The 14,815-nt window shown below is 57.6% G+C and carries 13 protein-coding genes and 3 tRNA genes; 13 read left to right on the forward strand and 3 right to left on the reverse strand.

Features of this window, described 5'->3' with window-relative positions; translation table 11 throughout:
- Positions 1-11: 11 nt before the first annotated feature.
- Together OKC29_RS13210 and OKC29_RS13215 are read right to left on the reverse strand one after the other, a co-directional pair.
- On the reverse strand, positions 12-1,367 hold the full coding sequence (locus tag OKC29_RS13210; protein ID WP_011707710.1) for a TrkH family potassium uptake protein: 1,356 nt from the start codon (positions 1,365-1,367) through the stop codon (positions 12-14).
- On the reverse strand, positions 1,364-2,017 hold the full coding sequence (locus tag OKC29_RS13215; protein WP_011707709.1) for a potassium channel family protein: 654 nt from the start codon (positions 2,015-2,017) through the stop codon (positions 1,364-1,366). The genes OKC29_RS13210 and OKC29_RS13215 overlap by 4 nt, the downstream gene beginning before the upstream one ends.
- Before the next feature lie 127 nt (positions 2,018-2,144).
- Here OKC29_RS13215 and murB point away from each other — a divergent pair, with 127 nt between their 5' ends.
- Both murB and birA read left to right on the forward strand, forming a co-directional pair.
- Positions 2,145-3,182 carry a UDP-N-acetylmuramate dehydrogenase gene (murB, locus tag OKC29_RS13220; protein ID WP_073352072.1) on the forward strand — a complete coding sequence of 346 codons (1,038 nt, stop codon included), beginning with the start codon at positions 2,145-2,147 and terminating at the stop codon, positions 3,180-3,182.
- Positions 3,179-4,144, forward strand: coding sequence for a bifunctional biotin--[acetyl-CoA-carboxylase] ligase/biotin operon repressor BirA (birA, locus tag OKC29_RS13225; RefSeq protein ID WP_073352070.1), 966 nt, complete (start codon positions 3,179-3,181; stop codon positions 4,142-4,144). Before murB ends, birA begins: the two co-directional genes overlap by 4 nt.
- A 76-nt stretch (positions 4,145-4,220) precedes the next feature.
- On the opposite strand, the gene coaA is transcribed toward birA, so the two are convergent.
- Complete coding sequence (gene coaA, locus OKC29_RS13230) at positions 4,221-5,159, reverse strand: type I pantothenate kinase (protein ID WP_011707706.1); 939 nt, start codon at positions 5,157-5,159, stop codon at positions 4,221-4,223.
- A gap of 262 nt (positions 5,160-5,421) precedes the next feature.
- On the opposite strand from coaA, the gene OKC29_RS13235 reads away from it, so the two are divergent.
- The 11 genes from OKC29_RS13235 to rpoB all read left to right on the forward strand — a co-directional run bounded on the left by OKC29_RS13235 (position 5,422) and on the right by rpoB (position 14,793).
- Positions 5,422-5,506: transfer RNA gene (locus OKC29_RS13235), tRNA-Tyr, on the forward strand.
- A 38-nt stretch (positions 5,507-5,544) separates the two neighbouring features.
- Positions 5,545-5,619, forward strand: a tRNA-Gly gene (locus tag OKC29_RS13240).
- A gap of 171 nt (positions 5,620-5,790) precedes the next feature.
- On the forward strand, positions 5,791-6,975 hold the full coding sequence (gene tuf, locus OKC29_RS13245; protein ID WP_011707694.1) for an elongation factor Tu: 1,185 nt from the start codon (positions 5,791-5,793) through the stop codon (positions 6,973-6,975).
- A gap of 53 nt (positions 6,976-7,028) precedes the next feature.
- Positions 7,029-7,105 (forward strand) — tRNA-Trp (locus OKC29_RS13250).
- 60 nt (positions 7,106-7,165) lie between these two features.
- Positions 7,166-7,537: a preprotein translocase subunit SecE gene (gene secE / locus OKC29_RS13255; protein ID WP_011707705.1), complete on the forward strand. Its 372-nt coding sequence runs from the start codon at positions 7,166-7,168 to the stop codon at positions 7,535-7,537.
- Positions 7,538-7,546: 9 nt separating this feature from the next.
- Positions 7,547-8,098 carry a transcription termination/antitermination protein NusG gene (gene nusG, locus OKC29_RS13260; protein WP_005306318.1) on the forward strand — a complete coding sequence of 184 codons (552 nt, stop codon included), beginning with the start codon at positions 7,547-7,549 and terminating at the stop codon, positions 8,096-8,098.
- Between the two features lie 133 nt (positions 8,099-8,231).
- A complete protein-coding gene (gene rplK / locus OKC29_RS13265; protein WP_016352267.1) occupies positions 8,232-8,660 on the forward strand; it encodes a 50S ribosomal protein L11 in 429 nt (142 codons plus the stop codon).
- 4 nt (positions 8,661-8,664) lie between these two features.
- On the forward strand, positions 8,665-9,366 hold the full coding sequence (gene rplA, locus OKC29_RS13270; RefSeq protein ID WP_016352266.1) for a 50S ribosomal protein L1: 702 nt from the start codon (positions 8,665-8,667) through the stop codon (positions 9,364-9,366).
- Between the two features lie 256 nt (positions 9,367-9,622).
- Positions 9,623-10,123, forward strand: coding sequence for a 50S ribosomal protein L10 (gene rplJ / locus OKC29_RS13275; RefSeq protein WP_011707703.1), 501 nt, complete (start codon positions 9,623-9,625; stop codon positions 10,121-10,123).
- A 51-nt stretch (positions 10,124-10,174) separates the two neighbouring features.
- On the forward strand, positions 10,175-10,540 hold the full coding sequence (gene rplL, locus OKC29_RS13280; RefSeq protein WP_011707702.1) for a 50S ribosomal protein L7/L12: 366 nt from the start codon (positions 10,175-10,177) through the stop codon (positions 10,538-10,540).
- Positions 10,541-10,764: 224 nt separating this feature from the next.
- Positions 10,765-14,793 (forward strand): DNA-directed RNA polymerase subunit beta, encoded by a 4,029-nt coding sequence (rpoB, locus tag OKC29_RS13285; RefSeq protein ID WP_010635847.1) that lies wholly within the window; start codon positions 10,765-10,767, stop codon positions 14,791-14,793.
- The last annotated feature ends 22 nt before the right edge of the window (positions 14,794-14,815 follow it).

Raw genomic sequence — 14,815 nt, forward strand, 5'->3', positions numbered from 1 at the left:
CCCCGGTGTCATCAGCCGGTGTAGACGGCTTCTTCCGGATACTTGATGCGGGTCTCGCTCGGGCGGGCCAGCATGAAGGCCAGGGTCAGCGGGCCGAGACGGCCGCAGATCATCACCAGCACCAGGATCAGCTTGCCGGGTTCGCTCAGACCGGCGGTGATGCCGGTGGAGAGCCCCACGGTGGCAAACGCCGAGATGGTCTCGAACATGATCTTGTCGAAGGATTGCTGCTCGGTGAGCATCAGCAGGAACATGGCCAGCATCAGCACCATGGTGCTGACGATGATGATAGCCAGCGATCGGGTCACTATCTGGGGTGACAGGGTGCGGCCGAAGGCGGTGACATGGGGGCGCTTGGTCAGAAACGCCTTGGTCGCAAGCAGCACCACCGCGAAGGTGGTCACCTTGATACCGCCACCGGTGGAGGTGGCGCCGGCCCCGACAAACATCAGCATCATCATGAACAGCAGGGAGGCGGGCACCATCTGGCCGATGTCGATGGAGTTGAAGCCGGCGGTACGGGCGCTGGTGGACTGGAAGAAGGCCGCCAGCCACTGACCGCCGAAGGAGGCCTTGCCGAGGGTGCCCGGGTTGTTGTGCTCCAGCAGCCAGAACATCAGGGTGCCCAGCAGCAGCAGGCCCGGGGTCATGATCAGCATCAGCTTGCTGTGCAGCTTGAGCTTGCGCCAGCGGCGGTTGCGCACCAGGTCGACGATGACGGTGAAGCCGATCCCCCCCAGAATGATCAGGGCGGCTATGGTCAGGCTGATGATGGGGTCATCCCGGTAGTCCATGAGATTGTTGGCGAACAGCGAGAAGCCGGCGTTGTTGAAGGCCGAGACCGCGTGGAAGAAGCTGACATAGAGGCCGCGCTCCCAGCCGAGCTCGGGCACCCAGCGGATGGCCATCAGGCCGGTGCCGATGAGCTGGGCGATGAAGGCGAACAGCACGATCCGCTTCACCAGCTGGATGATGTTGACCGACCCCTCCTGGCCCAGCGCCTCCTTGGCCAACACCTGCTGGCGCAGACCGACCCGCTTGCTGAACATGGCGATCAGCAGCAGGGTCATGGTCATCTGGCCGAGGCCGCCAATCTCCATCAGCATCAGCAAAAAGATCTGCCCCTGCAGGGTGAAGGCGGTGCCGGTATCCACCACCCCGAGCCCGGTCACGCTGATGGCCGAGGTGGCGGTGAACAGGGCGTTGATGAAGCTCACTTCGCCGTTGTGGCTGGAGGGCTGCACCAGAAACAGGGTGCCGACCAGCAGGATGATCAGGAAGCTGCCGAGGATCAGCTTGGCTTCGCTCCAGCGCGACTCGTCGTCCCGGTGCAGGGCGAAGGCGTAGTTGCTACGCCAGCGGGTCATAGGGTTTCCAGCCAGTGGTCGATGGCGTGCTTGTTGCCCGCCAGGATCAGGATGTCACCCAGTTGCAGCTCCATCTTGCCGGTCAGCACGTTGTGCAGCACCTGGCCGCGCTTGATGGCCAGCAGTTGCAGTTCGGTCTGCTGCAGCAGATGCAGGTCGGCGAGGGTGCGGCCATTTTGCGGCAAACCGATGACGAATTCGGTCAGCACCATGTCGTGGCCCAGCTCCAGATAGTCGAACAACCGGTTGTCCAGCATGCTCTGGGCGACCCGGCGGCCCATGTCCCACTCCGGGTTGATCACCTTGTCGGCCCCCACCTTCTGCAGGATCTTGGCGTGGAACTTGTCGCGCGCCTTGACCCACACCTTCTTCACGCCGGCTTCCTTGAGGACGAGGGTGGTGAGGATGCTGGTCTCGAGGTTGTCACCGATGGCAACGAAGACGATGTCGAAGTCGGCCAGCCCCAGCTCGGCCACTGTGGCCTCGTCGGTGGCATCGGCGACGATGACGTGGTTGCAGAGGGTAGCAATCTGACGGGTCTTGCTCTCGTCGATGTCTATCGCCAGCACCTCGGCATCCTGCCGTTGCAGCTCTTCACACAGGGCGCTGCCAAACAGTCCCAGGCCGATGACGGCAAATTGGTTGTTCATGAGTACTTCCTCAAGCGTCGGAGCCGGATACTCTACTCCTGCGGCATGAGTCCGAAAAGGGGGGCGGATTTTTCGTCCGGCGGCAATATAAGGTAGACTGCCCGCTTGCCATTGTCGGGACACGCAGATGAAACTCACCCCTTACGCCTCCTTGTTGACGCTCAACACCCTCGCCCTCGATGCCCATTGCCGCTGGCTGGCCGAAGTGGAACGGATCGACGATCTGCCGCAACTGGTGGCCAACCCCGAGCTGGCCGGCTTGTCGCGGCTGGTGCTGGGCGGTGGCAGCAACGTGCTGTTTTGCGATGACTTCGCCGGTGTCGTAGTGCTCAACCGGCTCAAAGGGATAACGCTGCACGACGAGGGGGATCACTGGTTGCTGCACGTGGCGGCCGGCGAGAACTGGCATGAGCTGGTGTGCCATAGCCTGCAGCAGGGTTGGTGCGGGCTCGAGAACCTGGCGCTGATCCCGGGCACGGTCGGGGCTGCCCCGGTGCAGAATATCGGCGCCTACGGGGTCGAGCTGGCCAGCGTCTGCGCCTATGTGGAGACGTTCAACTGGCAGAGTGGCCAGCTGGAGCGCATCGAGGCGGCCGCCTGCGGGTTCGGCTATCGCGACAGCATCTTCAAGCACGCCTGTCAGGACAGCCACTTCATCACCGCCGTCGGGCTGCGCCTCGCCAAGGCCTGGCAGCCGGTGGCGGGTTATGGCCCGCTGGCCGCGCTCGGTGAGCAGCCCACGGCGCAGGCCATCTTCGACACCGTCTGCGCCACCCGCATGGCCAAGCTGCCGGATCCGGCAGTGCTCGGCAATGCCGGCAGCTTCTTCAAGAACCCCGTGGTGACGGCGACGCAGGCCGACCGGCTCAAGCAGCAATATCCGCACATGCCCTGTTACCCGACCGCTGACGGGCAGGCCAAGCTGGCCGCAGGCTGGCTCATCGATCAGTGCGGCCTCAAGGGGTTTGCCATCGGCCGCGCCGCCGTGCATCAGGAGCAGGCCCTGGTGCTGGTCAATCTGGGCGGTGCCAGCGCCATGGAGCTGATCGCCCTGGCGGCTCACGTACGCGACAGCGTGGAGCAGAAGTTCGGCGTGCTGCTGGAACACGAAGTGCGCTTCATGGGGCGCAGCGGTGAAACTTGGCTCGACGAGGTACTCTCATGACCCTGACCCCCATCAGACAGACCCTGATCACCCTGCTCAGCGACGGCCAGTTTCACTCCGGCGAACAGCTGGGTGAGCAGCTCGGCATCAGCCGGGCGGCGGTCAGCAAGCACATGGCCGCGCTCAAGGAGCTGGGGCTGGACTTGTTCAGCCTGACCGGCAAGGGCTATCGGCTGGCGGTGCCGATGGCGCTCTATGACGAGGCGCAGCTGCAGGCGTTGGCGCCGATGGCGCCGGTACACTGCTTTCCGGTCATCGACTCCACCAACCAGTACCTGCTGGAGCAGGTCAATCAGCTGAGCTCCGGCGAGAGCTGCCTGGCCGAGTGCCAGACCGCCGGTCGTGGCCGCCGCGGCAAGCCCTGGGTCTCCCCGTTCGGTTGCCAGCTGATCCTCAGCATGTACTGGCGGCTCGAGCAGGGCATGGCCGCTGCCATGGGACTGAGCCTGGCGGTCGGCGTGGCCGTGGTGCAGGCGCTGGAATCCCTCGGTTATCCGGGGGTGGAGCTGAAATGGCCCAACGATCTCTACTATCAGGGCCGCAAACTGGCGGGCATTCTGGTGGAGATGAGCGGCAGTGCCGGTGCCAGCTGTCATCTGGTGATCGGGGTTGGCCTCAATCTGGCGATGCCGAGCCGGGAGGGGGAGCGGATCGATCAGGCCTGGTCCGAACTGCGCCACATCCAGCCGGAACTGGTGGATCGCAATCTGCTGGCCGGCAGGGTGCTCGATCACCTGCAGCAGGCCATGCTCACCTTCGAACAGAGTGGTCTCGCCAGCTTCGTGGCGGACTGGAACCGGCTCGATCACTTCGCCGGCCGGCCGGTGCGGCTGCTGATGGGCGAGCAGGAGATCCGCGGCGTGGCGCGCGGCATCGATGATCGCGGCGCCTTGCGGCTGGAGACCGCAGAGGGGATCAAGTTCTACCTGGGCGGCGAGATCTCCCTGCGTCGGGGCGACTGAAGGCAGTGGCGATCGTCATGAATAGAAGAGGGGGCCTGCGGGCCCCCTCTTCATGTTGATTCGTGTTCAGTCGCCGCTACTTGCGCAGCTTGATTTGCTCGATGGCGTGCTCGTTGCCCTTGGTCAGGATCAGGTTGGCCCGCTCCCGGGTCGGCAGTATGTTCTCTTTCAAATTCAGATAGTTGATATCTTGCCAGATGTTGTTGGCAATCTTGGTTGCTTCGCTCTCCGCCAGTTTGGCGTAGTGGTGGAAGTAGGAGTCGGGATCCGAGAAGGCGCCACTTCTGAACTTGAGGAAGCGCTCGATATACCAGGTGCGCAGCAGCTCGGCTTCGGCATCCACATAGATGGAGAAGTCGACGAAATCGGAGACGAAGACACGGTGAGGCTCCTGCGGATAATCCATGCCGCTCTGCAGTACATTGAGCCCTTCGAGGATCAGGATGTCCGGCTGCTCCACCACCTTCTTCTCATCAGGGATGATGTCGTAGATAAGGTGGGAGTAGACAGGCGCTTCGACCTTTTCGTGGCCGGCGCGGATGTTGGCGACAAATTCCACCAGATGACGGATGTCGTAGGATTCCGGGAAGCCCTTGCGGCGCATCAGGCCGCGCTCTTCCAGCACCTTGTTGGGATAGAGAAAGCCGTCGGTGGTGACCAGCTCCACCCGCGGGTGCTCCGGCCAGCGTTCCAGCAATGCCTGCATGATGCGCGCCGTGGTGCTCTTGCCCCCCGCCACGCTGCCGGCGATGCTGATGATGTAGGTACCCTTGCCGCGGGACTGACCGAGAAACTGTTCCAGTACCCGGCTGCGACGCTGCTTGGCCTTGACGTAGAGGTTGAGCAGGCGGGAGAGGGGCAGGTAGATCTCTTCCACCTCCTGCAATGACACCTTTTCATTGATCCCGCGCAGGGTCTGCAGATCGTGCTCGGTCAGGGTCAAAGGGACCGAGTCGCGCAATAACGCCCATTGTTCGCGGGTGAATTGCAGATAGGGGTTATGCTCTGTCGTCATGGTGTCATCACTGTTTCTTGGGCAGGGCGACCATACACCAAGGGGTGGGGAGCGACAAGAGAAGCGACGGTTTCGAGCGGAGAGTGAGTCCTTTTTTGCCTGGTTCCTGGCAATAATGCACATTTTGCAAGGCGCAATGGTTGCATCCCCAAAATGCTTACCATAAAATGCGCGACGCTTAGATGTCTGTCGTCTATTTGCCCGGCAAAAGCGATAAAACAACGGGTGCAAGCAGAATTACCGTTGTGGCATTTATGCAACTGGAGGGGTTCCCGAGCGGCCAAAGGGATCAGACTGTAAATCTGACGGCTCTGCCTTCGAAGGTTCGAATCCTTCTCCCTCCACCATATTTCTCTGCGGTTTGAGTTCTTTGGGTTAGAGAAATGCGGGCATCGTATAATGGCTATTACCTCAGCCTTCCAAGCTGATGATGCGGGTTCGATTCCCGCTGCCCGCTCCAAGATGCTGATACGGCTCAGGCGATAGCAGAGCCACACCTTAGGGTGAGTTCGGCAATCGAACCTGCCTGTCAGCACCAGCCTCTCTTCCCCACCAGATTCAAATCCATCATATAAACTGTTCTGTGGTTAGCTTGCCACCGCGTACTCAGCGTTAGTTTAGAGGGACGATCATGTCTAAAGAAAAATTTGAGCGTAATAAACCGCACGTTAACGTGGGTACCATCGGCCACGTTGACCACGGTAAAACCACCCTGACTGCCGCTATCACCAACGTGCTGGCCAAGCACTTCGGTGGTAAGGCTTTCGCCTTCGACCAGATCGACAAGGCACCGGAAGAGCGTGAGCGTGGTATCACCATCAACACCTCCCACGTAGAATACGACACCGCTACCCGTCACTACGCCCACGTAGACTGCCCGGGTCACGCCGACTACGTTAAAAACATGATCACCGGTGCTGCCCAGATGGACGGCGCGATCCTGGTAGTAGCAGCGACTGACGGCCCGATGCCGCAGACTCGTGAGCACATCCTGCTGGGTCGTCAGGTAGGCGTTCCGTACATCATCGTGTTCATGAACAAGTGTGACATGGTAGATGACGAAGAGCTGCTGGAACTGGTCGAGATGGAAGTTCGCGAACTGCTGTCCGAGTACGACTTCCCGGGTGATGACCTGCCGGTAGTCCGTGGTTCCGCACTGAAAGCGCTGGAAGGCGAAGCTCAGTGGGAAGAGAAGATCCTGGAACTGGCTGGCCACCTGGACACCTACATTCCGGAGCCGGAGCGTGCCATCGACCTGCCGTTCCTGATGCCTATCGAAGACGTATTCTCCATCGCTGGCCGTGGTACCGTAGTTACCGGTCGTGTAGAGCGCGGTATCGTCAAAGTTGGTGAAGAAGTGGAAATCGTGGGTATCAAAGATACCACCAAGACCACCTGTACCGGCGTTGAAATGTTCCGCAAACTGCTGGACGAAGGTCGTGCAGGCGAGAACATCGGTGCACTGCTGCGTGGCGTGAAGCGTGAAGACGTAGAGCGTGGTCAGGTACTGGCCAAGCCGGGCACCATCAAGCCGCACACCAAGTTCGAATCTGAAGTGTACGTGCTGTCCAAAGAAGAAGGTGGTCGTCATACCCCGTTCTTCAAAGGCTACCGTCCGCAGTTCTACTTCCGTACTACCGACGTGACCGGTACCATCGAACTGCCGGAAGGCGTAGAGATGGTAATGCCGGGCGACAACATCAAGATGGTTGTTACCCTGATTGCGCCGATCGCGATGGACGACGGCCTGCGTTTCGCCATCCGTGAAGGTGGCCGTACCGTAGGTGCTGGTGTTGTAGCTAAAGTTATCGCTTAATCTTTGGCTTACATAAATAAAGCAAAGCCCCTATAATAGGGGCTTTCTTATGCAGGGGCGTAGTTCGAATTGGTAGAACAGCGGTCTCCAAAACCGATGGTTGCGGGTTCGAGTCCTGCCGCCCCTGCCATATACCTCGTCTCGTACGGGGCTTTTGTGTCTTTGGTTACGTCAGATACAGGTGGGTTGTATGAGTGTTAGTTCTGAGAGCCAGGGCGGAAGCAAGGATACCCTGCTTTGGGGCCTGGTTTTCATTATCCTGGCGGCCGCTGTAGTGGGTAATTACCTGCTCAACGATGTCGTCGCTGCCGTCCGCGCCCTGGGTGTGGTCGTTGTCATTGCTGCTGCCGGTGCAGTAGCCCTGCAAACCACCAAGGGAAAGGCGACACTGGCATTTGCCCGTGAGTCTCGCCTGGAAGTCCGCAAGGTCGTATGGCCGACCCGTCAGGAAGCCATTCAGACAACCCTGATTGTGCTGGCGGTGACTGCCGTGATGGGGCTGTTGCTGTTCATTCTGGACGGTGCCTTGGTCTGGTTGGTCAACCTGATTACCGGTGTGTAAGGATAAGCCATGACTGAACAACGTGAACAACGTATGAGATGGTATGTGGTGCAGGCGTTTTCCGGCTATGAAGGCCGTGTTGCCAAATCCCTGCGTGAACATATCAAGATGCATGGCATGGAAGACATGTTCGGTGAAGTGCTGGTCCCGACCGAAGAAGTGGTCGAGATGCGCGCTGGCCAGAAGCGCAAGAGTGAGCGCAAGTTTTTCCCGGGTTACGTCCTGGTTCAGATGATCATGGATGAGACCACGTGGCACCTGGTACGCAACGTACCGCGCGTCATGGGCTTCATTGGTGGCACCTCTGATCGTCCTGCTCCTATCTCTGATAAAGAAGCGGATGCCATCCTCAATCGTCTGCAAGATGCCCACGACAAGCCGCGTCCGAAAACCCTGTTTGAACCGGGTGAAATGGTGCGGGTTGCCGATGGTCCGTTCGCCGATTTCAACGGTACCGTTGAAGAGGTGGACTACGAAAAGAGCCGCGTGAAGGTCTCCGTTTTGATCTTCGGTCGTTCTACACCGGTAGAGCTGGATTTTGGTCAGGTCGAAAAGGGCTGATTAAACTCTGTTCGTTAACGGTTGTCAGGGGCAGCGAATGTCATTATAATTCGCTGCCCCTTTATTAGTTGGGGAGCCGTTTGCAGGAGCATGTCTCCGAGGCGTTAGAACCCATTTCTGAGGTATTTTTGTAATGGCTAAGAAAGTCACAGCTTATATCAAGCTGCAAGTTAAGGCTGGCAGTGCTAACCCCAGTCCTCCCGTTGGTCCTGCTCTGGGTCAGCACGGTGTGAACATCATGGAATTCTGTAAGGCGTTCAACGCCCGTACAGAAAAGCTGGAAAAAGGCTCACCGACTCCGGTCGTGATCACCGTTTACAGCGACCGTTCCTTCACCTTCGAAACCAAGACTCCGCCCGCTTCCTTCCTGCTGAAGAAAGCTGCTGGTATCCAGTCTGGTTCTGCCAAGCCGAACAAAGACAAGGTTGGTAAGGTGACTGTGGCTCAGCTGCAAGAAATCGCCAAGACCAAAGAGCCGGATATGACCGGTGCCGATCTGGATGCAAAAGTACGTTGCATCGCCGGCTCCGCTCGTTCCATGGGCCTGGTAGTGGAGGATTAAGACAATGGCAAAACTTTCCAAGCGTATGCGCGTTATTCGCGAAAAAGTTGACGGTACCAAAGAGTACTCCATCAACGAAGCCATTGCCCTGCTGAAAGAACTGGCTACTGCCAAGTTCGTTGAAAGCGTTGACGTTGCCGTTAACCTGGGTATCGATGCTCGTAAATCCGACCAAAACGTACGTGGTGCAACTGTACTGCCGCACGGTACCGGTCGTGAAGTACGCGTAGCCGTATTCACCCAAGGTGCCAACGCCGAAGCTGCCAAAGCTGCCGGTGCTGAACTGGTTGGTATGGACGAGCTGGCCGATCTGGTCAAGAAAGGCGAGATGAACTTCGACGTAGTTATCGCATCCCCGGATGCCATGCGCGTTGTTGGTCAGCTGGGTCAAATCCTGGGCCCGCGCGGCCTGATGCCGAACCCGAAAGTTGGTACTGTAACTCCTAACGTTGCCGAAGCCGTCAAGAACGCCAAGGCTGGTCAGGTCCGTTACCGTAACGACAAGAACGGTATCATTCATACCACTCTGGGCAAGGTTTCTTTCAACGAAGTTCAGCTGAAAGAAAACTTGGAAGCTCTGCTGGTTGCCCTGAAAAAGGCCAAGCCGTCTTCCGCCAAGGGTGTATTCATCAAGAAAGTCAGCATCTCCACCACCATGGGTGCCGGTGTTGCCGTAGACCAAGCTTCTCTGGAAGCTCAGGCCTAATTGATGGATTTTACAAGGCGCAAAATTTAATCTATAATTTTGCGCCTTGATTGGTTGGGGGCTTCGACCTCCGTCCAAGACCGCAGGAGGCTGTAAGGCCTTAATCCTTCCTGCGTAGACGGTGCCGGAAACCCAGCGAGAAAGATTCTTTCTCTTCTGGAATCCTGCTACCGCATCGTTCCCCTCTGTTGTAAAGGTAGGGGGGATGTGTCAGTACTGGGTCATTTGACCCGGATTCAATCCAGGAGTTAAGCCAATGGCATTGGGACTCGAAGACAAAAAGGCAATTGTTGCTGAAGTCAACGAAGCTGCCAAAGGCGCTCTTTCTGCAGTGATTGCCGATTCTCGCGGCGTGACTGTAGACAAGATGACCGTCCTGCGTAAAACCGCTCGTGAAGCCGGTGTGTACATGCGCGTTGTGCGTAACACCCTGCTGCGTCGCGCGGTAGAAGGTACCGAATACGAGTGCCTGAACAACGCATTTACCGGTCCTACCTTGATTGCTTTCTCTAACGAACACCCGGGCGCTGCCGCTCGTCTGTTCAAAGAGTTTGCTAAAGCGAACCAAAAGTTCGAAATCAAGGCTGGCGCTTTTAACGGTGAGTTTATCGCCGCAGCACAAATTGATCGTCTGGCCACGCTGCCGACTTACGAAGAAGCAATTGCGAAGTTGATGGCTACCATGAAGGAAGCCTCTGCTGGCAAGCTGGTTCGTACTATCGCTGCTGTTCGCGACCAGAAACAAGCTGCTGCTTGATTCTCGCCTATCTAGGCTGTTTGAGTTTATTCAACATCAGGAATTTTTGTCATGTCTATCACTAAAGACCAAATCATCGAAGCCGTTGCTTCCATGTCCGTAATGGAAGTTGTTGAGCTGATCGAAGCTATGGAAGAGAAGTTCGGTGTTTCTGCCGCTGCTGCCGTAATGGCCGGCCCGGCTGCTGCTGAAGCAGTAGAAGAGAAGACCGAGTTCGACGTAGTTCTGACTGCTGCCGGTGCCAACAAAGTTGCCGTCATCAAAGCCGTTCGTGGCGCCACCGGTCTGGGCCTGAAAGAAGCCAAAGACCTGGTAGAAGCTGCTCCGGCTAACCTGAAAGAAGCCGTCTCCAAAGACGAAGCTGAAGCTCTGAAGAAAGAGCTGGAAGCTGCCGGTGCTTCTGTTGAGATCAAATAATCTGCATTTATGTAGATTAGCCTGATAAAACAGGCTAGGGCTGGTGAATTTTTGTTCACCAGCCTTTTTGCGCTGTAGACTGAGAGCATTTCACACCGTTTACGACTCTCGGTGCACCAGCAATCCGGACTGTTTTCATTCGTCCGGGCCAACACAAAACGGTGTTGAGACAGAGCTGTCCCGTGGGACAGAGTGGGTCACTTATCAGCGAGCTGAGGAACCCTATGGTTTACTCTTATACCGAAAAAAAACGCATTCGTAAGGACTTCGGTAAGCGAGACCAGGTACTGGACACGCCTTATCTGTTGTCCATTCAGCTGGACTCCTTCAAGCAGTTCATCGAGGCTGACCCGGAAGGTGAATATGGCCTAGAGGCCGCTTTCCGTAGCGTTTTCCCGATCACCAGTTACTCCGGTAGTGCTGAGCTTCAGTATGTCAGCTATCGCCTGGGTGAGCCGGTATTTGACGTAAAAGAATGCCAGATCCGTGGAGTGACCTACTCCGCGCCGCTGCGTGTCAAGCTTCGTATGGTTCTGTACGACCGTGAAGCAGCTGCCGGCACCGTCAAAGACATCAAGGAACAAGAAGTATACATGGGCGAAATTCCGCTCATGACCGAAAACGGCACCTTTGTTATCAATGGTACCGAGCGGGTAATCGTCTCCCAGCTGCATCGTAGCCCAGGCGTCTTCTTCGACCACGATAAAGGCAAAACACATTCATCCGGTAAGGTGCTGTATAACGCGCGCGTTATTCCCTACCGTGGCTCCTGGCTGGACTTCGAGTTCGATGCGAAAGACAACCTGTTTGTCCGTATCGACCGTCGTCGTAAACTGCCGGCATCCATTATTCTGCGTGCCCTGGATTTCAGTTCCGAACAGATTCTGGCCACCTTCTTCGAGACCATCGGTTTCGAAGTCAAAGATGGCAAGTTGATGATGGACCTGGTGCCGGAGCGCCTGCGTGGTGAAACTGCGACCTTTGACATCGTGGCCAATGGCGCCGTGGTGGTTGAGACCGGTCGTCGAGTGACTGCGCGTCACATCCGTCAGTTGGAAAAAGATTCCGTTACCCAGATTGAGGTACCGGTTGAGTATGTTGTTGGCAAAGTTGCTGCCAAGGACTACGCACATCCGCAAACTGGCGAGATGGTAGTGACTGCCAACCAGGCACTGAGCCTGGAAGCGGTAGCCAACCTCTCCCAAGCCGGCTTCAAGCACTTCGAGGTTCTGTTCACCAATGAACTGGATCACGGTGCCTACATGTCCGAGACCCTGCGTATCGACTCCAGCTCCAGCCGCCTGGAAGCTCTGGTCGAAATCTATCGCATGATGCGTCCGGGTGAGCCGCCGACTCGCGAAGCCGCAGAACAGCTGTTCGAGAACCTGTTCTTCTCTTCCGAGCGTTACGACCTGTCTACCGTAGGTCGGATGAAGTTCAACCGCCGTCTGGCTCGTGAAGACGAGACTGGCGTGGGTACTCTGACCAAAGACGACATCGTCGATGTGATGAAGCGCCTGATCGACATCCGTAACGGCAATGACGAGGTGGACGATATCGACCACCTAGGCAACCGTCGTATCCGTTCTGTCGGTGAAATGGCTGAAAACCAGTTCCGCGTCGGTCTGGTGCGTGTCGAGCGTGCGGTCAAGGAGCGTCTCTCCCTGGGCGACCTGGACACCCTGATGCCGCAGGACCTGATCAACGCCAAGCCGATCTCCGCCGCAGTCAAAGAGTTCTTTGGTTCCAGCCAATTGTCCCAGTTCATGGACCAGAACAACCCGCTGTCCGAAGTGACCCACAAGCGCCGTATCTCTGCGCTGGGCCCGGGCGGTTTGACTCGTGAGCGTGCCGGCTTTGAAGTTCGAGACGTACACCCGACCCACTACGGTCGTCTGTGCCCCATCGAAACTCCTGAAGGTCCGAACATCGGTCTGATCAACTCTCTGTCCGTGTACTCTCGTACCAACGAGTACGGTTTCCTTGAGACCCCGTACCGCAAGGTCATTGACGGTGTGATCACCGACGAAGTGGACTATCTGTCTGCTATTGAAGAAGGCAAGTACGTGATCGCACAGGCTAACGCCGCGACCACCGAAGATGGCCGTCTGAAAGATGAATTGATCCCGTGCCGTCACAAAGGTGAATCCACCTTTATGAACGCCGACCAGATCCAGTATATGGACGTGAGCCCGCAGCAGATCGTATCTGTGGCAGCGGCCCTGATCCCGTTCCTGGAACACGATGACGCGAACCGCGCATTGATGGGTTCAAACATGCAACGTCAGGCTGTACCGACTCTGCGCGCCGACAAGCCGCTGGTTGGTACCGGTATGGAACGCGCTGTGGCCGTTGACTCCGGTGTTACCGTAGTGGCCAAGCGTGGCGGCATGATCGACTACGTCGATGCCTCCCGTATCGTTATCAAGGTCAACGAAGATGAGCTGCTGCCTGGCGAAGCCGGCATCGACATCTACAGCCTGACCAAATACACCCGTTCCAACCAGAACACCTGTATCAACCAGCGTCCGTGCGTGATGTTGGGCGAGCCGGTGATGGCGGGCGACGTGCTGGCTGACGGCCCGTCCACCGACCTGGGTGAACTGGCGCTGGGTCAGAACCTGCGCGTCGCGTTCATGCCGTGGAACGGTTACAACTTCGAAGACTCGATCCTGGTGAACGAGCGTGTTGTTCAGGAAGATCGCCTGACCACCATTCACATCCAGGAACTGGCCTGTATCTCCCGTGACACCAAGCTGGGTCCGGAAGAGATCACTGCTGACATCCCGAACGTGGGTGAAGCCGCTCTGTCCAAGCTGGACGAGTCCGGTATCGTCTACGTGGGTGCCGAAGTGAAGGGCGGCGACATTCTGGTCGGCAAGGTAACACCGAAAGGTGAAACCCAGCTGACCCCGGAAGAGAAGCTGCTGCGTGCCATCTTCGGTGAGAAGGCGTCCGACGTGAAGGACTCCTCCCTGCGTGTGCCGAACGGTGTGTACGGTACCGTGGTTGACGTGCAGGTCTTTACCCGCGATGGCGTGGAAAAAGACAAGCGCGCCAAAGAAATCGAAGAGATGCAGCTGAAGGAAGCGAAGAAGGACTTGACCGAAGAGTTCAAGATCCTGGAAGACGGCATTTTCGGCCGCTCCCGCAACCTGCTGCTGGCCGCCGGTTACAGCGAAGACCGTCTGAACAAGCTCGATCGCTCCAAGTGGTTTGAGCTGGCCATCGAAGATGAAGCCAAGCAAATCGAGCTGGAACAGATCGCTGAACAGCACGTTGAGCTGAAGGCCGAGTTCGACAAGAAATTCGAGAACAAGCGTCGCAAGATCATCCAGGGCGATGACCTGGCGCCGGGCGTACTGAAGATCGTCAAGGTCTATCTGGCCGTCAAGCGTCGCATCCAGCCGGGTGACAAGATGGCGGGTCGTCACGGTAACAAGGGTGTTATCTCCAAGATCTGTCCGGTCGAGGATATGCCCCATGACGAGTACGGCCGTCCGGTCGACATCGTTCTGAACCCGTTGGGCGTACCGTCCCGTATGAACATCGGTCAGATCCTCGAAGTGCACTTGGGCCTCGCGGCCAAGGGTATCGGCGAGAAGATCGATCGCATGGTCAAGGAACAGCGCGAACTGCACGAGATGCGTGACTTCCTGCAACAGGTCTATGACCTGGGCGAGAAAGACACCCAGCAAGTGAACGTGGCCGAGCTGTCCGACGACGACGTACGTACCCTGGTCGGTAACCTGCGCAAGGGTCTGCCGGTCGCTACGCCGGTCTTTGATGGCGCCAAAGAGCGTGAAATCAAGGCCCTGCTGAAGCTGGCCGACCTGCCGGAATCCGGTCAGATCGCCCTGTTCGACGGTCGTACCGGTAACGCCTTCGAGCGTAAGGTCACCGTGGGTTACATGTACATGCTGAAGCTGAACCACCTGGTAGACGACAAGATGCACGCGCGTTCTACCGGTTCTTACAGCCTGGTTACCCAGCAGCCGCTGGGTGGTAAGGCACAGTTCGGTGGTCAGCGTTTCGGTGAGATGGAAGTGTGGGCCCTGGAGGCTTACGGTGCGGCATATACCCTGCAGGAGATGCTGACCGTCAAGTCTGACGATGTGAACGGCCGTACCAAGATGTACAAGAACATCGTGGATGGCGACCACCGTATGGAGCCGGGCATGCCCGAATCCTTCAACGTATTGCTGAAGGAAATCCGCTCTCTGGGTATCAACATCGAGCTGGACGAAGAGTAAGAGCTCGCTCTTATTGTTCGAG

This window comes from Aeromonas sp. QDB34, assembly GCF_027705405.1.
In the GTDB taxonomy this organism is placed as follows: Bacteria; Pseudomonadota; Gammaproteobacteria; order Enterobacterales; family Aeromonadaceae; genus Aeromonas; species Aeromonas hydrophila.